Source organism: Paludibaculum fermentans (assembly GCF_051172195.1).
Lineage (GTDB): Bacteria > Acidobacteriota > Terriglobia > Bryobacterales > Bryobacteraceae > Paludibaculum > Paludibaculum fermentans_A.
On record NZ_JBPJAQ010000001.1, the window covers coordinates 3,515,757 to 3,537,562 of the forward strand.

The window sequence follows — 21,806 nt, forward strand, 5'->3', positions numbered from 1 at the left end:
CGTGCTTCATGCGCCAAGTGGCCGCGCAGGGAATCAAGGAGATTCTGGGATGAATCTTGAAGATGTCGCACAGCGAGCCGGTGTCTCAACGGCAACCGTCTCGCGCGTGCTGAACAACATCGGGGTGGTGAGGGACGCCACTCGTGAGCGTGTCCTGAAGGCCGTGGAAGAGTTGAAATACTATCCGAATATGCACGCCCGGGCGTTGGCCGCGGGCAGCAACCGGACTATCGGCATCATCGTTTCGAACCTGGAAAATCCTTTCTTTCTTGACGTGTTCCGCAGCCTGGAAGCAGAGGCGAACCGCAATGGTTATGAAGTCCTGGTGGCGAATACCGACTACCAGGTGGACCGCCTGAAGGCCAGTGTCCGCCTGATGATCGGGCGGCGGCTGGGCGGGTTGGCGCTGGTGGTATCGGAGATGGACGAGGCCCTGCTGGAAGAGCTGGCTGAGCGCAAGGTGCCGACGGTGGTTTATGACGTCGGTACGCCGCGCGAGAGCATCATCAGTATCAAGGTGAACTACCGTACCGCGGTGCAGCAGATCGCGGAGTATTTGTACGGCTTGGGTCACCGGCGATTTGCCTTCATCGGGCATCACACCACGCTGGGGCCGCTGAATGACCGGCGCCAGACGTTTGTCGACGTGATGGAGAACTTCGCGCCGCAGGTGGAGTTTCGGACCGTGGCCGACCTGGACGGCCTGGCCGGCGGGCGCAGCGCGGTGCGGCAGATCTACCAATCCGGGTTCCGGCCGACGGCCATCGTCTGCGTAAACGACTTCATGGCGCTGGGCGTATTGCGGCAGTTGAAGGACCTGGGGCTGCGGGTGCCGGATGACGTGTCGGTGACAGGCTTTGACGGGCTCGACCTGGCGGATGTCGTTTCGCCGGCGCTGACGACGGCGCGGCTGGCCCGGGACCTGATTGGGCACCGCATTTTCGAGAGCTTCACGGCGGACGCGGCGCGGTTGGAAGAGATCCGCGAGACACTCATCCAGCCCGAGTTGATCGTGCGGGAATCCAGCGGTCCGGTGCCGGTGCTGACGAACGTCCATTAAGCTCCCGCCGAATCGTGCATTCGGAATCCAGATTCCAGCTACACTCACAGCATGTCCAGGCGCATGAAGTGGATCCTCGGGTCCGCGGTGGCGGCAGGCCTGATTCTGGCCGGGTTGTTTGTGGCTGGGATCATCTTGTCGCGCCGGTTTGAGCCGTTCCTGCGGGAACAGACCATCGCCTATCTGGAGACGCGCTTCCGCGCCAATGTCTCGTTGAAAAGCATCCATATCAACGTTCCGTTGAAGTCGCCCCTGGACCTCGTCTTCCACAAGGGCAAGATGATCAAGGTGCGTGTCAACGGGGAAGACCTGGACGTGCGGCTGAAGAGCATGCCCACCGCGCCTTCGATCCTCAAGATGCGGAAGTTCCTCTTCGAGGCGGATCTGGACGCCGTATTGAGCGGCAAGGCGCTGGTGAACCGTGTCAACCTGGAGGGCTTTGAGATCAACATTCCTCCGAAGGTAGACCGGCCCAAGCTGGCGAACAGCCTGCAGGCGCCGGAGCCGGAGGCTGGGGCGGAGAAGCCGCAGAAGGTGGAGGTGCTGATCGAGGAGGTGCTGGCCAGCGGCAGCACGCTGACGATCCTACCGAAGGACGCCACGAAGGCTCCGCTGGTATTCCGGATCCACACGCTGCGGCTGGAGTCGGCCGGGACGGGCGTCGCCATGAAGTACCAGGCGCAACTGACGAACGCCAAGCCGCCAGGGTTGATCGACTGCACTGGCACGTTTGGGCCGTGGGTGGCGGATAGTCCCTCGGACACTCCGCTGACCGGCAAATACAAGTTCGACAACGCTGACCTGGGCGTCTTCAAAGGCATCGCCGGGCTGCTGTTTTCCACCGGCGATTTCAAGGGGACGCTGGACGAGATCACGGTGGATGGCGAGACGAGGGTGCCGGAGTTCCGGTTGACCATGAGCGGCAACCGCCTGCCGCTGACGACGAAGTATCACGCGCTGGTGGATGGGACGAACGGCAATACCCGGCTGGAGCCTGTGGAGGGGATGCTGGGTTCCACGGCGTTCACGGTGCGCGGCGGCGTCGTGCGGAATGCAGGCGCGAAGGGCAAGACCGTGGACCTGAAGACTGTGATGCCCAAGGGCCGGCTGCAGGACGTGCTGATGCTGGCGATGAAGGGCGATAAGCCGTTCATGAAAGGCGGGATCCATCTCGACTTCCGGGTGGTGCTGCCGCCAGGACAGGGGGAGATCGCCGACAGGCTGCGGCTCAACGGGTCGTTCCAACTGATCGACGCATTGTTCAGCAGCCCACAGGTGCAGGAGGGGCTGGATTCGCTCAGCCGGCGGGCACAGGGGCAGCCGCAGAACGAAGAGCTGGGTGAGATTCCATCCCAGATGTCCGGTGACTTCGTGATGGCGGAAGGGAAGATCGAGTTCCCGAAACTGGGGTTTGAGATTCCCGGCGCCGAGGTGGACCTGGCCGGCAACTATGTCTTCCATTCGCAGGAGCTGGATTTCCATGGGACGGCCCGCATGCAGGCGCGCCTCTCGCAGATGATGAAGTCGAGGTGGAAGAGGCTGGCGCTGAAGCCGGTGGATCCGTTCTTTGCGAAGGACGGCTACGGGATGGTGGCGAAGATCAAGATCACGGGGACACGGGAGAAGCCGTCGTTCGGGCTGGACCGGGGTAAGAAGTAAGGAAAAGGGCAGCCCTGGCGAGCTGCCCTTCTGGATTCGGAACTGACGGACGAGGCTATTCGAGGCCGAGGATGCGGCGGTTGCGCTTGGAGTCGGAGGCGCCGCCGGCAAAGTCGTCGAAGGCCTTCTTGGGTACGTCGATGAGGTGGGCTTCGATGAACGGAGCGCCTTCGGCCGCGCCCTGGGCGGCGTCCTTGAAGCAGCATTCCCATTCGAGAACCGCCCAGCTCTTATAGCCGGCCGCGGTGAGGCGCGAGAAGACCTGGCCGAAATCGACCTGGCCGTCGCCGAGAGAGCGGAAGCGGCCTGGACGGTTCTTCCAGTCGGCATAGCCGCCGTAGACGCCCGCTTTGGCGGACGGCACGAACTCAGCATCCTTCACATGGAAGGCCTTGATGTAGGGGCCGTAGGTGTCGATGAAGCCGATGTAGTCCATGCACTGCAGGACGAAGTGCGACGGATCGTAATTGATGCCGAGGCGGGGGTGGTTGCCGGTGGCTTCCAGCAGGCGCTCGAAGGTGAGGCCGTCGTGCAGGTCTTCGCCGGGGTGCAGTTCGAAGGCGAAGTCGACTCCATGTTTGTCGGCGAAGTCGAAGATGGGTTTCCAGCGCTTGGCGAGTTCCTTGAAGGCTTCCTCGACGAGGCCGCCGGGACGCTGCGGCCAGGGATAGACGGTGGGCCAGAGCAGGGCGCCGGTGAAGGACGGGGTGACGCTGAGGCCGAGGTTCTTCGAGGCCTTGATGACGAGCTTCAACTGTTCGACGGCCCACTTGGCGCGGGCCTTGGGGTTGCCGCGCACTTCCGGAGCGGCGAAGCCATCGAAGAGTTCGTCGTAAGCGGGGTGGACGGCCACGAGCTGGCCCTGCAGGTGCGAAGCGAGTTCAGTGATCTCGAGGCCGTTCATCTGGCCTTTGAGGTCCTGGCAGTAGGTCTTCGATTCGGCGGCCTTCTTCAGGTCGATCACCCGGCTGTCCCACGATGGGATCTGGACGCCGATGTAGCCGAGTTCCTTGGCCCAGGCAGTGATATTGGGCAGGCTATTGAACGGCTCTTCGTCGCCCATGAACTGGGCCAGGAAAATGGCGGGTCCTTTTATTTGTGACATGATCGCCTCTCAGAGAATAGTTGGTATCAACCCTCAACATCGTATGCCATCCGTGAGGAGGTTGCACCATTCACGGCGTGCAGGCGGAATCCTGGGCTGCGGCAGCGTCATCCATTGAACAGAAAGTATGAATTGGATCTGTTCGACCTGCGGAGTGCAGCAGGAAGCCAGTGAGCAGGCGCCGGAGCGGTGCCCGATCTGTGACGACGCCCGGCAGTATGTGGGCTGGGCGGGCCAACGCTGGACGACCCTGGAAGAGCTGCGGGCCCGGCATCGCAATGTGATCACGGAAGAAGAACCGGGCGTCTGGTCGATTGTCACCGAGCCCACATTCGGCATCGGCCAGCGCGCGTTTCTCGTGCGGACGGACGAGGGCAACATCCTGTGGGATTGCATCTCGCTGCTGGATGACGAGACGGTACGGGCCGTGACGGAGCTGGGCGGGATCCAGGCGATTGCCATCTCGCACCCGCACTACTACTCGTCGATGATCGAATGGAGCGACGCGTTCGGCGGAGCGCCGGTGTGGATCCACGAAGACGAGCGGGACTGGCTGCAACGGCGCAGCGGCGCGGTGCGGCTGTGGGTAGGCGAGACGGCGAGCCTGCCGGGCGGGGCGACGCTGATCCGCTGCGGCGGGCATTTTGATGGGTATCAGGTACTGCACCAGGCGGGCGCGCTGTTCGCGGGCGACCAGCCCCAGGTGGCGATGGACCGGCGCTGGACGAGCTTCCTCTACAGCTATCCGAACATGGTGCCGTTGGGATCGGCGGCGGTGAAGCGGATTGTGGCGGCGCTGGAGCCGTATGAGTTCGAGCGCCTGTACGGCGCCTTTCCAGGCAAGACCATCCGCGAAGATGCGAAGGGAGCGGTGCGCCGCTCGGCTGAGCGCTATCTGCAGGCGATTGACGCGTCGCTGGAACACTACACAGAGAGCCAGCAGCAACTGGTGGTGGAGCTGTATGTGCGCAACGTGCGTGTGTCGGCGGAGTTCTACCAGCGGCTGGGCTTCCAGGTGGAGCGGGCGGAAGAGCATTTCGTGGCGCTGAACTGGGAGCGGTCGAGGCTGCTGCTGGAAGAGATTCCCGGGCAGCCGGAACCGCCGTCCACGGTGGTGGCCAACATGCGGATCCTGGTGCCGGACGTGAACCACTACTGGACGTTGTGCCAGGAGCTGGGCCTGCGCGTGATCAAGCCCGTGGAAGACCGCTACTACGGATTGCGCGACTTCACGGTGGTGTCGCCGGACGGCCTGGGGCTGCGGTTCGCGACGCTGATCTAGTTGCGCCAGGGCAGGAGTACGGTCTTGCCGTTCTTTTCCATGTTGCCGCCGAAGGCGTGCAGCGTGAACGCTCCGCCGGTCTTGCCGAGGCGGGTCTCCACCCAGCCGACGGGCTCTGAGTCGTTGAAGTTATAACCGACCGCCGGCAGATTGAGCAGGTGGATGCCCTCCCAGGCTTCGTACTTGTAGGCGTGCGAGTGGCCATAGAGGACGGCCTTCACCTTGCGATGCGGCTTCAGGATTTCGAAGAAGCGGGGCGCGTCGAGCAGCGAGGTATCGCCATCGTCCAGCGTGTGGTGGACGAAGAGGATGGTGGGCAGGTCGCTGGAGGACTTGAGGAATTCCGAGAGCCACGTGCGCTGGGCTTTGCCGAGCAGGCCGGGCGTCGAATTCGCCTCGATGAGGGAATCCAGCACGATGACCCGTACGGCGGGCCCCTCCACGACCAGCACGTGTTTCTGCTGGACGCTTTGAATGCCGGCCTGCGTCTTGCCGAAGACGTCGAGGAAGTTCTTGCGGTGATCGTGATTGCCCAGGGCCATGGCGACGGGCAGCGTCGAGGAGAGGGGCTTGAGCAGGGTCTGGACGGCCGCGTAATCCTCGGGCAGGCCTTTCAGGCGGGCGATGTCGCCGCAGTGGAGGACCGCCTCGGGTTTGGCCGCCTCGATCTCAGTAACCACGCGTTTAAGATTGGCCACGGGGTTGAAACCGCGATAGGTATCCGACGCATCCGCCGGGATGTGCGTGTCCGAGATCAGCGCCCAGTGCATCTCCGGCTCAGCGGAGCGCAGCAGCGAGACACCCGCGCCGGCCATGGCGAGCGCGAACGTGCGGCGGGAGAGAGAAGGGATCGAGGCGTACGGCATCTTACCCCACAGTGTACCCAGCGGCCGGTGTGACGCGCTGCCGCTACCGGCTACTGGCTCCAGCGGCCCGACCTGGCGGAGTGCTCCAGCAGGGCGGCCGGTTTCCAGAACGGGCCGAACTCGTCGTAGAGCGCGCGCATGCGATCGGCCACGCGCTGCAGCCCCAGAGTTTCGGCATAGTGCATGGGCCCGCCACGCCAGGCAGGGAAGCCATAACCGTTGACGTAGACGATATCGATGTCGACGGGACGTAGGGCGATGCCTTCCTCCAGCAGGCGGGCGCCTTCGTTGATGAGGGCGAAGAGGGTTCGCTCGAGGATTTCGCTGTGGGTGAAGCTGCGCTGGGGGATGGCCTGGCAGGCGGCGTATTCGCGGACCAGGCGCTCGACCTCGGGGTCGGGTGACGGCTTGCGTTGATCGTCGTAGAGATACCAGCCGGCGCCGGACTTCTGGCCATAGCGGCCGCGGGCAAAGAGTTCGTCCTCGAAGGAAGCGGCTTCGATGTGCGGGATGCCCAGGCGGATGGCCTCCTGGCGGACGCGCCAGGCGACATCCACACCGGCGAGGTCGCCGACCGCCAGGGGGCCCATGGCCATGCCCCAGTCCGTGAGGGCCCGGTCGACCTGCTCGACGGAGGCACCCTCTTCCACCAGGCGGATGGCCTCGTGGCGATAGGGTCCGAACATGCGATTGCCGATGAAACCGAAGGCGTTGCCGGAGAGGACGCCGACTTTCTTGAGGGTCTTGGCCAGCTCCATGGCGGTGGCGATGACGGCGGGCGAGGTGGCTTTACCGCGCACCACTTCCAGCAGCCGCATGACGTTGGCGGGGCTGAAGAAGTGGGTGCCGATGACCCATTCCGGGCGGTTGGTGACGGAAGCGATTTCGTCGATATCGAGCGTCGAGGTGTTGGTGGCCAGGATGGCGCCCTCGCGGACGACCGCGTCGAGGTCGGAGAAGACGTGCTTCTTGAGGGCGAGTTCTTCGAAGACGGCTTCGACGACAATGTCGGCTTCTTCGAATCCGTCGTAATGCAGGACGGGCTTGATCAGTTCCAGGCGCTGGCCGGCCGCTTCGGCGGTGAGGCGGCCGCGTTTGACGGAGTTTTCGTAGTTGCGGCGGATGGAAGCGAGGCCGAGGTCGAGGGCGCCCTGGGTGGTCTCCTTGAGGACAACGGGGACGCCCGCGTTGGCGAAACACATGGCGATGCCGCCGCCCATGGTGCCGGCACCTACGACTGCGGCGCGGCGGAGAGGCAGGGGCTGGACTTCCTTGGGCAGGCCCGGGATGCGGCCGACGGCGCGTTCGCCGAAGAAGACGTGGATGAGGGCTTTGGATTGAGTTCCGAAGAGGCACTCGCTGAAGAGGCGGGCTTCGTTCGTGATGCCGGCGTCGAAGTCGAGGCGGGCGGTGGCGGCAATGGATTCCAGGGCGGCGAGGGGTGCGGCTTGGCCCTTGAGTTTGGTGCGGCAGGAGTCCTGGAAGAGGGTCCTGAGGGACTCCGCGGCGGCCGGGTCGAGAAGCTTGGCGGTGAGGTCGCGGGTACGCCGGACGGGTGGATGTTCGTTGGCAAAGGCGACAGCGCCGGTGAGGAGGTCGCCTTCGATGAGGCGGTCGACGATGCCGCTGGCGAGGGCTTCGGCGGCACTGACGGGCTCGCCGAACGCGCACATGCGCATGGCGGTTTCGACCCCGGCGAGGCGCGGCAATCGCTGCGTGCCGCCGGCCCCGGGGATGAGGCCGAGTTTCACTTCGGGCTGGCCGACTTTGGCGGACGGGACGGCCACGCGGTAGTGGCCGGACATGGCTGTTTCCAGCCCGCCGCCGAGCGCTGTGCCGTGCAGGGCCATGATGACGGGCTTCGGGGCGTTCTCGATCTCAGTGAGGATCTCGTTCAGGTTCAGGGGCGGCGCTTCGCCGGAGACGATGCGGCCGAACTCGCGGATGTCGGCGCCGGCGATGAAGGTGCGGCCTGCCCCGATAACGACCACGGCGTGGACGGAGTCGTCGGAGGCGGCGGCGCGGACCGCGGCGGCGATGCCCTCGGGCACCCCGGGGCTGAGCGCGTTCACAGGTGGATTGTTGATGGTGACTACCAGGACGGTGCCCTGCCGGGCGGTGGTGACGAGGTCGCTCATAGAGTTGTCCTACACTTAAATTTGAAGCCCCAGCCCCTGAACATCAAAGAGCTCAACGAGCTCATCCTCAAGATGCCATTCAACCACCATTTGGGACTGCGCGTGACGCGTGTCTACAAAGATGGATTGACGCTGGAGTGCGAGATGCGGCCCGAGCTGTCGAACGGGCTGGGCACGCTGCATGGCGGAGTGACGGCCAGCCTGGTGGACGCAGCGGTGGGCATCGCCGTGATTGGCGCGCGGGGCGGGGCTCCGGCGACGACCGTGGAGATGAAGCTGAATTACCTGCGGCCGGCGACACATGGGAAGGTGCGGGCGCGGGCGCGCCTGTTAAAGGTGGGCCGGACGCTGGCGGTGGGCAGTGTGGACGTCCACGATTCACACGGCCACACCATCGCGACGGGGCTGGCGACGTATATGCTGCTGGAGGCCGGAACGGGATCCGGCCCCGGTAACCTGGCCACCGGGGCCGGCAAATCCTAGGCCTGTGAAATGACCTTTGACGCGTAGCGGCGGATGTCGGCCCGATTGCCCGACTGCATGTCGAGCTTGGTGTTGGCCGGCGGCATGTCGGTGGGCGGCGGCCCGATCTCGTACTCCACTTCGAGGCAGAATCGCGCGGAGTTGTGCTCCGCCCAGTTCTCTTTCTTGAAGAAGAAGACCAGGCGGCCGCCACTCATGCGCACGCCTTTCGTGATGAGGAAGGCGGCATTCGGAATGTTCTTCCAGGTGAGGCCGCGATCGACCGTGAACTGATACCACTGCTCGGCGACCAGTTGGCCGGGCTTGCGGGGGCTGCAGCAGATCACGCTGGGGTGTTTGGTGGAGTGGTCGTCGGTACAGTTGCCGAAGTGCCCGCCATCGGGGGATGCGCCGTGGAAGAACTCCATGGGCACGCTGGCCTGGACATAGTTGAACGGCTCGGCGGCCGGCGAAGTGCGGAACCTGACGTGCTCCCTTGTGCCGACTTCCCGCAGGGAGGACATGTCTCCGGTGGAACTTTGCCAGGTCAGGCTGCAGTTGTGGTGGTAGGAGCCTACTTCGAGCATCACCACCTTGCCGCTGTTGCCGGGGTAGGCGTAAGCGCCGACGCCGAAATAGGAGAGTGCCATCTTCGGCTTGACCGGGCAGCCGCAGATCTTCACTTTGGCGGTCTCGACGAGGTGTGTGAGGGCTTGTTTGTACTTCTGCTGTTTGTCAGCCGGAATGTAGAAGATCAGATCCTGGATGCGTTCCCGCTGCGGAGGCGTGAAGTTGTGGCCGTCGCGGAACTGCGCCAGATAGTCGACCAGGCTGGACAAGGAACTCTCCTTGATCCGGCCGATGTGAGGGTTTGCCGCGGTAAGCAAACGACCGAAGTAGTCGGGAGCATAGCCCCCGTGAAGGCGGACAATCCCAGTTCCCATCTGTATACTGCCTTTCGATGTCGAGAGTGGACTTTCCCCCAGAGGATGCCGCTGCCGCGACGCCTGACCGGGCGTCTGACTCGGCCTATACAGCATAGGGGAATGGGATGAATCCGTCCAGTCGGGTCCAGATCGAACTGTAAGAAAGGCTACACAAAGCGAATACGGCACCAATGGATGTGGTGCTGCTTGCGCATCCTGGATGTTCCAAGGCCTAGTTATAGAACGAGAGGTCGGTGCTCGCCTTGCCGGCGATGCTGGCCACCTGGCTGAAGGTCTGGCCGTTCAGGACGATGGTGCGGCGGATGGAGATGACGGAAGCGCCGGTGCGGTCCTGGTACCGGCAGTACGAGTTCGGGATTGCCTGGGGCAGGCGGGCCAGCACGGCCTGGTCGTGGATCACCAGGGAGGCGACCTCGAATTCGGAGATGGTCGTTTGGCCGCCGCTTTCCAGCACCTCCTGGACCCGTACGTGGTCGAGGGTCGTGTAGTCTTCCGACAAGGTGCCGGACATATAGATAGACCGGCTGCGTCCGCCATTGCCGCGAATGCGGCCGGTGACGGTGAAAGTTCGGCCGTCCCACTCTACGGGCAGCGCCGGCGCGGTATGGTCGGTGGCCATGCTGTTGATGTGGATACTGGGCGACTCCCGCTCTTTGCGGTTGTGTCCGTTGGCGTCTTTGAGGGATGGAAATTCGACGACCAGCTTGGCGGAGACACTAGCGGCGATCGACTTCACACTTCGGAAGAAGGCCATGGGATCGGCCTTGGTGGTCAACTGCAACGGGGACTCCTCTGTGGGTTCCATGGTGGGATTACCGCGGGTCGGGTCACCTGCGGGCGGAAATGCAAAGCACGCGGGCTCCCCTGAGGAAACCCGCGCGCTCCCTTCTACTGAGGTGATTTGGATGTCAGGTTAGGCGCTACGCACCTCCAGGGCTTCCAGTTTTCCATCGCTGCGGAGCACCGCGACGATTTTCACTTCCATGCCGGGCTTCAGACTTTTGAAGCTCAGTCCCCGCGAGTAGCGGGTGGAGGAGGTGGCCACGATCGGCACGCTGGTGCCCTGAACCTGGACCACACTCTGGTCCTGGTCTACGGCCTCAATCTTGCCGGTCACCTCCTGCTTCTCCGCTGCTTGGGCTTCCTGGTGAGTGGGCCGGGCACCCCCCTCCGATTGGGCAGTGTAAGTGCCCATTGAGGTGTTCCCAATTGCCAAAGCACTCACCAGGAGAACTGAGGCCGCGGATCCTAATGTCAGGCTTAGTTTCATCGGCTTGCTCCTGATTTTCTCGTGCGGCCGCCGCACCGGTTCCCGCCGGCGGAGCACTTCCTGAGCGGGTATTCGAGAGGGAGAACCGGGCGCAATGTCGATTCTCCGAGGTGTTTTCCGCTCATGCCAAATTAAATGCAGGAAGGCGGCCAAACCCGTAAATGATAGAAAATAAAAACATTGTGATGGCGCTGTGGGGCTGGAGGTCCGGTAGCATCTACGGAAACCGGTGTGTGCGCCAGTACTTTTTTCCGTGGAGGTTTCCCGGGATGGAACAGGGGGCGAAGCGGAACGCTTCGATTTTCACTGAGATTTTGCCGAACAATCCCGCCAGCTGTTCGTTATATGGTTCATGCGCCTTCCGGCGCCACCTGAGAGAGAGGGATGCCCATGCTCGAAGACCTGCGGTTTGCCATCCGAATGATCAGGAAGTCGCCCGGCTTCGCAGCGATTGCCATTTTCACGCTGGCGCTGGCGATTGGCGCCAATAGTGCCATTTTCAGCGTGGTGAACGGGGTGTTGTTGAAGCCGCTGCCTTATAACGAGACCGAGCGCCTGGTGGGCGTGTGGCACACTGCGCCGGGATTGAACTTCCCGCTGCTGAACGCCTCGCCGTCGACCTACTTCACCTACCGCGAGGAAGGCCGGGTGTTTGAGCAGATCGGGCTGTACAACAACGACTCGCTGACGGTAACGGGCTTGGGCGAACCGGAGCAGGTGGACGCGATGGAATGGACCGAGGGCGTGCTGCAGGTGCTGCGCGTGGCTCCGGCGCTGGGGCGGGCGTTCACGGCCAAGGATATGCAGGTGGGCAGTCCGGATACGGTGATGATGTCCTATGCTTACTGGCAGCGGCGCTTTGGCGGCGCTCCGGATGCGGTGGGGCGGATCCTGACGGTCAATGGGCGGCCGTTCGAGATCATCGGCATCCTGCCGCAGAACTTCCGCTTCCTGGACGAGCGGGCCGATCTGTTCACCCCGTTGCAGTTCAAGCGGGAGTCGGTCTTCGTGGGCAATTTCAGCTACGAGTCGCTGGCGCGGCTGAAGCCTGGAGTCACTCTCGAGCAAGCGAACGCCGATGTGGCGCGCATGCTGCCGATGATGATGGAGAAGTTCCCGATGGCGCCGGGCATCGCGAAGCAGATGTTCATCGATGCCAAATTCGGGCCGAAGGTGCGGCCGCTGAAGGAAGACGTCGTGGGCGACAGCGGCAATGTGCTGTGGGTGCTGATGGGCGTGGCCGGCATGGTGCTGGCGATCGCGTGCGCGAACGTGGCCAACCTGCTGCTGGTGCGGGCCGAGGGACGGCAGCAGGAACTGGCCCTGCGGACCGCGCTGGGGGCGCATTGGACACAGATCGCCCGCAAACTGATGGTGGAGAGCATGACCCTGGGCGTCATCGGCGGAGTGCTGGGCCTGGGCCTCGCCTGGGGCGGGGTGAAACTGCTGGTCAGCAAGGGTCCGACCAACATTCCACGGCTCGACCAGATTTCCATCGATGGGCCGGTGTTGCTCTTTACGCTGGGCGTGGCCCTGTTGTCCGGCGTGCTCTTCGGGCTGATCCCCGTTTTCAAGTACGCCACTCCGCATCTTTCGCTCACTCTTCGCGAAGGCGGCCGCGGGTCGAGCGAAGGCCGCGAGCGTCACCGGACGCGCAAGATCCTGGTGGTGTCGCAAGTGGCGCTGGCACTGGTGCTGCTGATCAGTTCCGGCCTCATGATCCGGACGTTCCAGAGCATGCGGAATGTGCAGCCGGGGTTCCTGAATCCGGCCCAGGTGCTGACGATGCGGATTACCATCCCAGAGGCGCAGGTCAAGGATGCGATGCAGGTGCTGCAGATGCAACAACGCCTGATCCAGGGGATCCAGGCGATCCCCGGAGTGGTGTCGGCCAGCATGACGAACAGCGTCACGATGGACGGAAGCAACAGCAACGATCCCATCTTCGTAGAGGACTTTCCGTCGGCGGAAGGAAAACTGCCGCCCATCCGGCGGTTCAAGCACATCGGGCCGGGTTCCTTCAGGACCATGGGCAACACGCTGGTCGCCGGCCGCGACCTCACCTGGGCTGACATTCAGCGGATGTCGCCGGTGGTGATGATCAGTGAGAACCTGGCGCGCGAATACTGGAAGGATCCGGCGAAGGCCCTGGGCCGGCGGATCCGCGAGTCGCCGACCTCCGATTGGCGCGAGATCATTGGCGTGGTGGGCACCGAGTACGACAACGGCGTTCACAAAGAGGCGCCGAAGATTGTGTACTGGCCCAGCCTGATCCCGCGGTTCTGGGGCGAGACGATGAATGTGCGGCGCTCGATGACGTTCACCGTCCGCAGTCCGCGAGTCGGTTCGGCCGCTTTCCTGAAAGAGGTGCAGGCGGCGGTCTGGGCGGTGAATCCGTCGCTGCCGACGGCGAATGTCCGTACGCTGCAGACGATTTACGCGCGGTCGATGACGCGGACCACGTTCACGCTGCTGATGCTGGCGCTGGCGGGCGGCGTGGCCCTGATTCTGGGCGTAGTGGGCATTTACGGCGTGATCTCCTATGCGGTTTCGAGAAGGACACGGGAGATTGGCATCCGCATCGCCCTGGGCGCGCAGCAGACGCAGGTGCAAGGGCTGTTTGTCCGGGATGGGGCGGTGCTGATCGCCATGGGCCTGGTGATCGGCCTGGCGGCTTCAGCGGGGGTCACCCGGGCGCTGTCGACGTTGCTGTTCGGTGTGAAGGCGATGGATGCGCTGACTTACGCCGTGGTCTCGGCGGCACTGGCGGCGGCGGCGCTGCTGGCGTGCTACCTGCCGGCGCGGCGGGCGACTTCGGTGGATCCGGCCAGCGCCCTGCGCAGCGAATAGCGCCGCCAGCGGAGTTGCAACTCCAGAAATCCCTTTGGGATACTCGCTGCCAGGACCGCCGGCCCGCCGCGGCGGCCTGGAGCCCTACATGTCCAACGACCACTCCGGCCACGCGCCGGCCAAATCTGACGCGGTGTCCGTGCGAGGGCGCGTGGGCGTCTTCGGGATCGGGCTGGCTGCCTATTGGCCGCAGTTTTCCGGCCTGCGGGAGCGGCTGTGCGGCTACCAGGCCGAGGTGGAGACGCATGTCACCGGCCTCGGGCTGGAAGTGGTGTCGGCGGGGTTGGTGGACTCGGCCATGGGCGCCCAGGACGCGGCCCGGCTCTTCGCGGCGTCGGACCTGGACCTGATCCTCTGCTACGTGGGCACCTACGCGACCTCGTCGCAGGTGCTGCCCGTGGTGCAGCGGGCTAAACTGCCGGTGCTGGTGTTGAACCTGCAACCGTCGTCGGCGCTCGACTATGAGAACGTCGATACCGGCGAGTGGCTGGCCAACTGCTCCACCTGTTGTGTGCCCGAAATCGCGAATGTATTCGCTAGGGCACGGGTCCAGTTTCGAGTGGTGTCGGGCACGTTACGCGACGATCCCGAGGCCTGGGGTGAGATCGAGGAGTGGTGCCTGGCGGCGCGCGCGGCGGCGGCGCTGCGGTCGAGCCGCATCGGCTTCCTCGGGCATACCTATCCCGGCATGCTCGACATGTACTCCGACTTCACGATGGTCAGCGCGCAGACCGGCGCGCATATCGAAGTCCTGGAGATGTGCGATCTCGACCGCTGTGTGCGCGAGGCGGGAGCAGAGGAAGTGGCGGAGAAGTCGCGGGTGGCGCGCGAGATGTTCACGCTGGAGAATGTTCCGGACGGTGATCTCGAGTGGGCGGCGCGCGTCGCCGCCGGGCTCGACCGCATGGTGGACGGCTTCTCGCTGAACGGCCTGACTTACTACTACCGCGGGCTGGACGGGAATCCGTATGAACGCCTGGGGGCGGGCGTGATTCTCGGCAACTCGCTGCTGACGGCGCGCGGCATTCCGGCCAGCGGGGAGGGCGACCTGAAGACCTGCCTGGCGATGATGATCCTCGACCGGTTGGGCGCCGGCGGCTCGTTCACCGAATTCTACGCGATGGACTTCCGCGAGAACTTCGTGCTGATGGGCCATGACGGGCCGGGCCATCTGGCGATCACAGACCGGAAGCCGGTGCTGCGCGGGCTGGGTCTCTATCACGGCAAACGCGGCAGCGGGGTCAGCGTGGAGTTCAACGTCAAGACGGGGCCGGTGACCTTGCTGGCGATGACGCAGACGGCGGAAGGGTCGCTGAAGATGATTACGGCGCAGGGCGTCTCGGAGCCCGGCCCGACCATGAAGATCGGCAACACGAATTCGAGGCTCCGCTTCCCGCTGGGGCCGCGTGAATTTGTGAATCGCTGGTGCGCTGAAGGTCCGACACACCATTGCGCGCTGGGTGTCGGCCACGTCGAACGGACCATCGCGAAGCTGGGTGAACTGCTGCAGATTCCCGTGGTCAAAGTCTGTTGAACGGCGCGCGCCCGCCCGGCCTCGACTTGAGATAAGCTTACGAGGCAAGAAGCGAGGAATCGCCATGAGTGAAAACCAAACAGACACCACTTCACGCCGCCAGTTCTTAAGCAACACCGGCCGGACCGCCGGCGTTTCGGCCCTGGCCGGCATTGCTCTGCCGCACGTGCATGCGGCGGAGAACAACACGATTTCCGTAGCCCTGGTGGGCTGCGGCGGCCGTGGCACCGGCGCCGCGGTGAACGCCCTTTCGGTCACGAATGGCCCCGTGAAGCTGGTGGCCATGGCCGACGTGGTGCCCAAGAAGATGAGCGACAGCTACGACAAGCTGAAGACTCAATTCGCGGGCCAGGTGGATGTACCGCCGGAGCGGCGCTTCCTGGGTTTCGACGCCTACAAGCAGGCGATGGACGCGATGAAGCCGGGCGATGTGGTGATCCTGGGTACGCCGCCGGCCTTCCGCTGGGTCCAGTTCACGCATGCCATCGACCGCGGCCTGCACACGTTCATGGAGAAGCCGGTGACGGTGGACGGCCCCACGACGAAGCGCATGCTGAAGCTGGGCGAACTTGCCAGCCAGAAGAACCTCAAGGTGGGCGTCGGCCTGATGGTGCGCCACTGCCGCGCGCGGCAGGAGTTGCTGGCCCGCATTCAACAGGGCCAGATTGGTGAGATTGTCGCCATGCGCGGCTACCGCATGGGACAGGGCGGCGGCACCGCTCCGCCGAAGCCGGAAGGCATCAGTGAGCTCACTTACCAGATCTCGCGTTTCCACGCGTTCCTGTGGGCCAGCGGCGGCGTCTTCAGCGATTACTATATTCACCAGATCGACGAATGCAGCTGGATGAAGGGCGCCTGGCCGGTGGAAGCGCACGCCGTCGGCGGACGCCACTACCGCGGCGATTCGCTGGACCAGAACTTCGACGTCTACTCCGTGCAGTACACATTCCCGGACGGCACCAAGCTGTACTTCGACGGCCGGAACATGGCGGGCGCACGCGACGAATTCGCCAGCTATGCGCACGGCTCCAAGGGCTCCGCGGTGATTTCCACGATGTCGCATACGCCCGGCATGACGCGGATCTATAAGGGCCAGAAGATGCCCACGGTGACCTCCAAGAAGGACCTGCCCCTGCCCGAGGATCCCAACCTGGTGTGGGCCTATCCGCAGCCCGAGAAGAGCCCCTACCAATACGAGTGGGACGACCTGATGGAGGCGATCCGGAAGGACAAGCCGTACAACGAAGTGAAGCGCGGCGCTGAAGCGAGCCTGGTGGCCTCGATGGGCCGCATGGCCGCCCATACGGGCCAGATCATCACATTCGACCAGATGATGAACTGCCCGCACGAGTTTGCTCCGGATGTGGACAAGCTCACCATGGATGGGCCGCCTCCGCTGCGGCTGGGACCGGACGGCAAGTATCCGGTGCCCGAGCCCGGCATCAAGAAGGACCGCGAGTATTAGTGAGCGCCCGGGTCTGTCCTCACAAATATGTGAAATAACGGATGGACTAGCGGAAAAGCGGGGAGTAGACTTCCGAACTGAGATAGGCTGTTACTCTCAGTTCTTCACATGAAAGTGATGGAAGGCAGCTCCCCCAGCTCAGTTTTCAGTTGGGGGCACGGAAGAGCATTGGGCCGCCGGCTCGCGCCAGCGGCCCGGCCCACTCGCGGAACGACTCTTCCGGCGGCCGCCCCGGCTTTGCTTCCAGCGGTGCTGCTGCTCTGCGGTGCAGCACTTTCCGCCGCACAGGACTCACCGCTTTCCAACGATTACGTCGTCAGTAATTGGCAAACCGAGCAGGGTTTGCCCGAGAACTCCGCCACCTCGTTTGTCCTCTCACCCGACGGCCATCTCTGGTTTGGCACCTTCCGCGGACTGGTGCGTTTTGACGGGCATAAGTTCATCGTCTTCGACCAGAGCCGGATCCCGGTGCTGCCGGACCAGGGAATCGTGAACCTGCATCGGGATCGCGCCGGCGAGATGTGGATCAGCACCTTATCGGGACTGGTGTACGGGCATGAGGGTTCGTGGACCGCGCTCGGTCCGCAGCAGGGGTGGACCGGCACGTATGTCCGGCACTTTGCCAACGCGGGCGACGGTGCGGTGTTCGTGGTCACTTTCAAGCAGCAGCTCTTTCGCTTTGCCGGGGGCCGGTTCACGACGCTGGCGCCGCCGCCCGGGCGGTTGGATCCGACCTTCATTTATGCCGACAAAGCTGGGCAGATCCGCGCGGTGAACCGCGATTTCAGCAGCCTGTGGACGCCGGGCGGCTGGCAGAGCGAACCCTTGCCAAAGGAGATCGGCCAGGACACAGTGCAGTCCTGGGCCGTCGCGCAGGACGGGCTCCTATGGGTTCTGCGCCATGACACGCTTTATAAGCTCGACGGGAGCCGCCTGGTGTCCAAAGTGCGGCTGGACCAGTCCGTTTCCAATCTCTGGTCGCTGACGGAAGACAGTTCCGGATTGCTATGGGCCTGTTCCTCGCGGCTCGGGCTATTCCGGATCAGGGCGGACGGGCATGTAAACCGTTACTCCACGGCCACGGGCCTGCCCAGCAACGGGGTCCGGTTTGTCTATCCGGACCAGCACGGCAATCGCTGGATTGGCACGGACGGTGGGGGGCTTGTGCGCATCCGGGAGAAACGGCTGGAGACCATCGGCCGCGAAAGCGGGCTGCCGGATTTCCCGGTGAAGGCGGCCGCGCCGGGACGGGATGGGCGCGTATTCATCGCGACTTTCGGCGCCGGGTTGTTTCAATTCCAGGACAACCGTCTTTCCCGTCTGGCCGTGCCCGGTTACAAGGAACTCTATCCGCAGACCCTGCTGGTCGATCGCAAGGGCGTGCTCTGGCTGGGGGGCTTTGAGTGCGGGCTGTTCCAACTGCGGGAGGGCATCAGCCGCCAGGTACTCAAGCCCGAGGAAGGGTTTCAGAACATCGAGAGTATCTTCGAAGACTCGCACGGCCGGGTGTGGGTCTCGGAGACGCGTGGCAAGACCGCGCGCTTCAGCGGCGACTCCGTCTCGCGGTATGACGCACCGGCCCAACCCCGGGGCATATCCATCCGCAGCATTGCGGAAGACCGCGGTAGCGGCGCAATCTGGGGGGCGGGCGATGCCGGCCTGTTCCGGTTTGTCGAGGGCCGGGGTTTCCAGCCTGTCACCGGCACTGACGGCAAACCTCTGCCGCCATTAAACACGATCTTTCCGCTGGAGGGGCAAGGCATCTGGGCGGCTCCGGCCACCGGCGGGCTGGTGTTGTGGAAAGACGGCAAGGTGGTGCCTCTAGGGTCCGGCCAGATTCCTGCTGCGATTGTCGGCGGCATGCTGGAACTGGACGGCCACATCTGGATGGCCACCAACCGCGGGGTGTGGCGATTCCGCAAGGCCGATCTTTTGCGGGCTGCTTCCGGTGATACGCAACCGTGCGAGTGGCAGCAGTTCGATCGCGACGATGGCCTGCCCAGCCTGGAGTGCTCCTTCGACCATCAGCCTTCGATCCAGGCCGACGGGCAGGGCCGCATCTGGGTGCCCACGCTCAAAGGCGTCGCCATCCTGGATCCCCTGCGGCTGCGGCTGAGGGCCGATCCGGTACCAGCGCGGATCGAAGAAGTCGTCTACCTGGCGAGGGATGGCTCGCAGCACCGCCTGCCCGTGGAGGAGTCGGAGCCAGTGAAGATTCCGCCCGGCAGCCTGGATGTTCACGTGTTGTACACGGCACTGGACCTCTCGAACCAGGACAAGATCCGATTCGCCTACACGCTTTCGCAGGATGGCACAGTGGTCGCTTCGGGTGAGCGTACCGAAAGGGAGATCGTCTTCGCCAAGCTGCCGCCGGGCGAGTATCGCTTCGGCCTGCGGGTGCGGAATGCCGACGGCTATTGGAATCCTTCCGCTGTCGAGATCCGGCTGAACCGCGAGCCGTTTCACTGGGAGACCGGATGGTTCCGCGCGGGCATCGCACTGTTCTCCCTGGCGATGGTCACTGGAGTTGTTCTCTTTGGCGCCCGGCGGCATTCCGTCAAACAGTTGCGCCGGCTGTCGAAGGAGAAGACCCGCGCTGAAACAGAGGCGCGGCTGCTGCACTCCACCCGCATGGAGAGCATCGGACGCCTGGCGGGGGGCGTGGCCCACGACTTCAATAACCTCCTCACCATCGTCAACGGCTATTCCGAACTGCTGCTGCTGGAGCTGGAGGATGACGAAGAGAAACGGGCCAAGGTGGAGAACATCCACGCAGCCGGCCAGCGCGCGGCGGAACTCACCCGGCAATTGCTGGCCTTCAGCCGCAGCCAGGCTGAGAACCTGGTGCCGCTGGACCTGAACGCCGTGGTGCGCGATACGGCCAGGCTGCTGCAGCGGCTGCTGGGTGAAGGCATCCAATTGGAGCTGCAACTGGAAGAAGGCATTGGCTGCATCATGGGAGACCGCGCCCAGTTGGGCCAGGTGCTTTTGAATCTTGTGGTGAATGCCCGCGACGCCATGCCGGACGGCGGCGCCGTGGTGATCAGGACGAACAAGGACTTGGTGGAGGCTGGGGCGTCTTCCAGGAATCCGGGGCTCAACCCTGGTCTCTACGCGGTACTCAGTGTGGAGGACAACGGCGTGGGTATGGACCCCGAGACCATCCGGCACGCTTTCGAGCCGTTCTACACTACGAAACCGCCGGGCCAGGGCACCGGCATGGGGCTCGCCATTGTGTATGGCGTCGTCAAGAGAGCGGGCGGCCGGATCAACGTGGAGAGCCAGGTGGGCCGGGGCTCGCGGTTCGCAATCCACTTCCCCTCTGTGAGCGCGGCCGATGTGGAAACCGGGCCGAAGCAGGAGGCGTCACGGCCCGACTTCCAGCCAGCGACGATCCTGTTGGTGGAGGATGACGCGGCCGTACGCGGCGTCGCCGCCCGGATCCTCACCTCGAACGGATACCGCGTGCTGGAGGCTGGAGGTGGCACGGAGGCACTGGCGCTGCTGGAGCGGCAGGAACCTATGCCCGATCTGCTGCTTTCCGACGTCGTCATGCCGGGCATGTCCGGCTTTGTCCTGGCCGAGCGGCTGGCTGCGATCCATCCAGGGCTCAAAGTGGTGTTTGTCTCGGGCTATTCCGGCCCGGCCGGCGAAGCCGCCAGCCCGGACAAACCGGAAAAGCCCACACTCCGCAAGCCGTTCACCAGTTCCGCCCTGCTGAGCACCGTCCACGAAGCGCTTTCCGGCAACGGCCGGACCACCGGGCACTAAGCGAAGAGCCCGTCCACGGCATGCCCCTTGGCGTCCTTGGTGACGTAGAAGGGCCGTTTTTCGTAGACCTCCGCGTAATCGTGCGGAATACCCAGCGACCGATAAATGCTGGCGTGCAGGTCCTCGATGGTCACCGGATCCCTGACGATCCTGCAGGGCCGTTCGTCGGCCGTCTCGCCATAGACGGACCCCTTTTTGATTCCGCCGCCGAACAGCAGCACACTGGACGCTTCCGTGAAGTGGCGGTGCATCCCGTAGTGCTTCGGCTCCGTCATCACGTCCGGCTGTTTTACCTGATCCTGCACGGTATTGCCGGGCTTGCCCTCGGTGACCATATCGCGGCCGAACTCGCTGGCCAGCACGATGAGCGTGCGGTCGAGCAATCCGCGCTCTTCCAGGTCGAGGATCAGTTGCGAAACCGGCCGGTCGATGGTCTCCTTCATGCCCTGCGCGCGGGTGTGGCCATTCTCGTGGGTGTCCCAGTAGCGGAAGGGAATGTACTCCGTGGACACCTCGACGAAGCGCACGCCGGCTTCCACCAGGCGGCGGGCCAGCAGGCAGCCCTGTCCAAAGCGGCTGGTGTTGTAGACGTCGTATTTCGCCTTCGGTTCCAGGTCGAGGTCGAAGGCCTTGGCGGCCGGGGACATCAGCAGGCGGTGGGCATTTTCCACGGAACGCAACAGCGATTCCTTCTGTGCGTCACTGCCCGAAGCCATCAGTGCATTGCTCTTCATGAGGTGCTGATAGGTTTCGAAGCGCCGTTTGAACCGCAGTTCACTGAACTCCTTCGGGGGCCGCACGGCGGAGACCGCATCCGACGGATCGGGGATGTTGAAGGGCGCGAATTCGCTGCCCAGGAAGCCCGAGGTCGTATAGGCCTTGACGGAATCGCTCTCGGCGCCGATCTCGAGATTCTGGCCGATGTTGACGAAGGCGGGTACGTCCGGCTTGCGCGGCCCCAGGATCTTCGCAATCCAGGAACCCATGTGCGGTACCGGCACCGGCTGAGGCGGGGCATACCCGGTGTGCCAGTGGTATTGATGCTTGGAGTGCAGGATGAAGCCGAGGTCGCCCACGCGGTGCGACCGCAGCAGCGTGCCGCGATTCATCACCTTGGCGATACGCTCCAGGCCCTCTGAGATGCGCACGCCATCGACGCTGGTGGGGATCGAACCGAAAGTGCTCAGCACTTCGCTCGACGGGCGGCCGGGTTCAAACTCCGTCTTCCGCTTCGGATCGAAAGTCTCGGTCTGCGCCATGCCGCCGGCCATCCAGAGCAGGATCATGCAATCCGCCTTGGCTGGCAGCAGCTTGTTGCCCGCCTGGCCGAACGCCGGGGTCACCGCGGCGGCGGCCGCGCTTGCCAACAGTTCTCGTCGCGTCATCATGATGGATCA

At 64.1% G+C, this 21,806-nt stretch carries 15 protein-coding genes; 8 read left to right on the forward strand and 7 right to left on the reverse strand.

All coding sequences use genetic code 11. The annotated features are described in order from the left end of the window. Nucleotides 1–49 precede the first annotated feature (49 nt). The gene (locus ACR9Y2_RS14350; RefSeq protein ID WP_435042039.1) at nucleotides 50–1,060 is read left to right on the forward strand and encodes a LacI family DNA-binding transcriptional regulator; all 1,011 of its coding nucleotides are present in this window, start codon (nucleotides 50–52) and stop codon (nucleotides 1,058–1,060) included. A 63-nt stretch (nucleotides 1,061–1,123) separates the two neighbouring features. Continuing rightward, the gene (locus tag ACR9Y2_RS14355; RefSeq protein ID WP_435042040.1) at nucleotides 1,124–2,719 is read left to right on the forward strand and encodes a hypothetical protein; all 1,596 of its coding nucleotides are present in this window, start codon (nucleotides 1,124–1,126) and stop codon (nucleotides 2,717–2,719) included. Between the two features lie 55 nt (nucleotides 2,720–2,774). Here ACR9Y2_RS14355 and ACR9Y2_RS14360 read toward each other — a convergent pair whose 3' ends face one another. Further along, complete coding sequence (locus tag ACR9Y2_RS14360; protein ID WP_435042041.1) at nucleotides 2,775–3,824, reverse strand: sugar phosphate isomerase/epimerase family protein; 1,050 nt, start codon at nucleotides 3,822–3,824, stop codon at nucleotides 2,775–2,777. Between the two features lie 127 nt (nucleotides 3,825–3,951). Here ACR9Y2_RS14360 and ACR9Y2_RS14365 point away from each other — a divergent pair, with 127 nt between their 5' ends. Further along, nucleotides 3,952–5,106 carry a VOC family protein gene (locus ACR9Y2_RS14365; RefSeq protein ID WP_435042042.1) on the forward strand — a complete coding sequence of 385 codons (1,155 nt, stop codon included), beginning with the start codon at nucleotides 3,952–3,954 and terminating at the stop codon, nucleotides 5,104–5,106. On the opposite strand, the gene ACR9Y2_RS14370 is transcribed toward ACR9Y2_RS14365, so the two are convergent. Beyond that, on the reverse strand, nucleotides 5,103–5,972 hold the full coding sequence (locus ACR9Y2_RS14370) for a metallophosphoesterase family protein (protein ID WP_435042043.1): 870 nt from the start codon (nucleotides 5,970–5,972) through the stop codon (nucleotides 5,103–5,105). The genes ACR9Y2_RS14365 and ACR9Y2_RS14370 overlap by 4 nt on opposite strands. A gap of 50 nt (nucleotides 5,973–6,022) precedes the next feature. Beyond that, on the reverse strand, nucleotides 6,023–8,110 hold the full coding sequence (locus ACR9Y2_RS14375; RefSeq protein WP_435042044.1) for a 3-hydroxyacyl-CoA dehydrogenase NAD-binding domain-containing protein: 2,088 nt from the start codon (nucleotides 8,108–8,110) through the stop codon (nucleotides 6,023–6,025). Between the two features lie 21 nt (nucleotides 8,111–8,131). Here ACR9Y2_RS14375 and ACR9Y2_RS14380 point away from each other — a divergent pair, with 21 nt between their 5' ends. After that, nucleotides 8,132–8,593, forward strand: coding sequence for a PaaI family thioesterase (locus tag ACR9Y2_RS14380; protein ID WP_435042046.1), 462 nt, complete (start codon nucleotides 8,132–8,134; stop codon nucleotides 8,591–8,593). Here ACR9Y2_RS14380 and ACR9Y2_RS14385 read toward each other — a convergent pair. The 3 genes from ACR9Y2_RS14385 to ACR9Y2_RS14395 all read right to left on the reverse strand — a co-directional run bounded on the left by ACR9Y2_RS14385 (nucleotide 8,590) and on the right by ACR9Y2_RS14395 (nucleotide 10,714). Then, a complete protein-coding gene (locus tag ACR9Y2_RS14385; RefSeq protein ID WP_435042047.1) occupies nucleotides 8,590–9,411 on the reverse strand; it encodes a hypothetical protein in 822 nt (273 codons plus the stop codon). The genes ACR9Y2_RS14380 and ACR9Y2_RS14385 overlap by 4 nt on opposite strands. 319 nt (nucleotides 9,412–9,730) lie before the next feature. Then, a complete protein-coding gene (locus ACR9Y2_RS14390) occupies nucleotides 9,731–10,324 on the reverse strand; it encodes a hypothetical protein (protein ID WP_435042048.1) in 594 nt (197 codons plus the stop codon). 108 nt (nucleotides 10,325–10,432) lie between these two features. Continuing rightward, a complete protein-coding gene (locus ACR9Y2_RS14395; protein ID WP_435042049.1) occupies nucleotides 10,433–10,714 on the reverse strand; it encodes a DUF5666 domain-containing protein in 282 nt (93 codons plus the stop codon). Nucleotides 10,715–11,173: 459 nt separating this feature from the next. Between ACR9Y2_RS14395 and ACR9Y2_RS14400 the strand changes: the two genes are divergently transcribed. The 4 genes from ACR9Y2_RS14400 to ACR9Y2_RS14415 all read left to right on the forward strand — a co-directional run bounded on the left by ACR9Y2_RS14400 (nucleotide 11,174) and on the right by ACR9Y2_RS14415 (nucleotide 20,409). After that, nucleotides 11,174–13,639, forward strand: a complete 2,466-nt coding sequence (locus tag ACR9Y2_RS14400; protein WP_435042050.1) for an ABC transporter permease — start codon at nucleotides 11,174–11,176, stop codon at nucleotides 13,637–13,639. A gap of 88 nt (nucleotides 13,640–13,727) precedes the next feature. Further along, nucleotides 13,728–15,173 (forward strand): arabinose isomerase, encoded by a 1,446-nt coding sequence (locus ACR9Y2_RS14405; protein ID WP_435042051.1) that lies wholly within the window; start codon nucleotides 13,728–13,730, stop codon nucleotides 15,171–15,173. Nucleotides 15,174–15,237: 64 nt separating this feature from the next. Then, nucleotides 15,238–16,638, forward strand: coding sequence for a Gfo/Idh/MocA family protein (locus ACR9Y2_RS14410; RefSeq protein ID WP_435042052.1), 1,401 nt, complete (start codon nucleotides 15,238–15,240; stop codon nucleotides 16,636–16,638). 168 nt (nucleotides 16,639–16,806) lie between these two features. Beyond that, complete coding sequence (locus tag ACR9Y2_RS14415; RefSeq protein ID WP_435042053.1) at nucleotides 16,807–20,409, forward strand: ATP-binding protein; 3,603 nt, start codon at nucleotides 16,807–16,809, stop codon at nucleotides 20,407–20,409. Here the strand turns inward: ACR9Y2_RS14415 and ACR9Y2_RS14420 are convergent. Then, nucleotides 20,406–21,797 (reverse strand): DUF1501 domain-containing protein, encoded by a 1,392-nt coding sequence (locus ACR9Y2_RS14420; protein ID WP_435042054.1) that lies wholly within the window; start codon nucleotides 21,795–21,797, stop codon nucleotides 20,406–20,408. The two genes, ACR9Y2_RS14415 and ACR9Y2_RS14420, sit on opposite strands and share 4 nt — an antisense overlap. Between the last annotated feature and the right edge of the window lie 9 nt (nucleotides 21,798–21,806).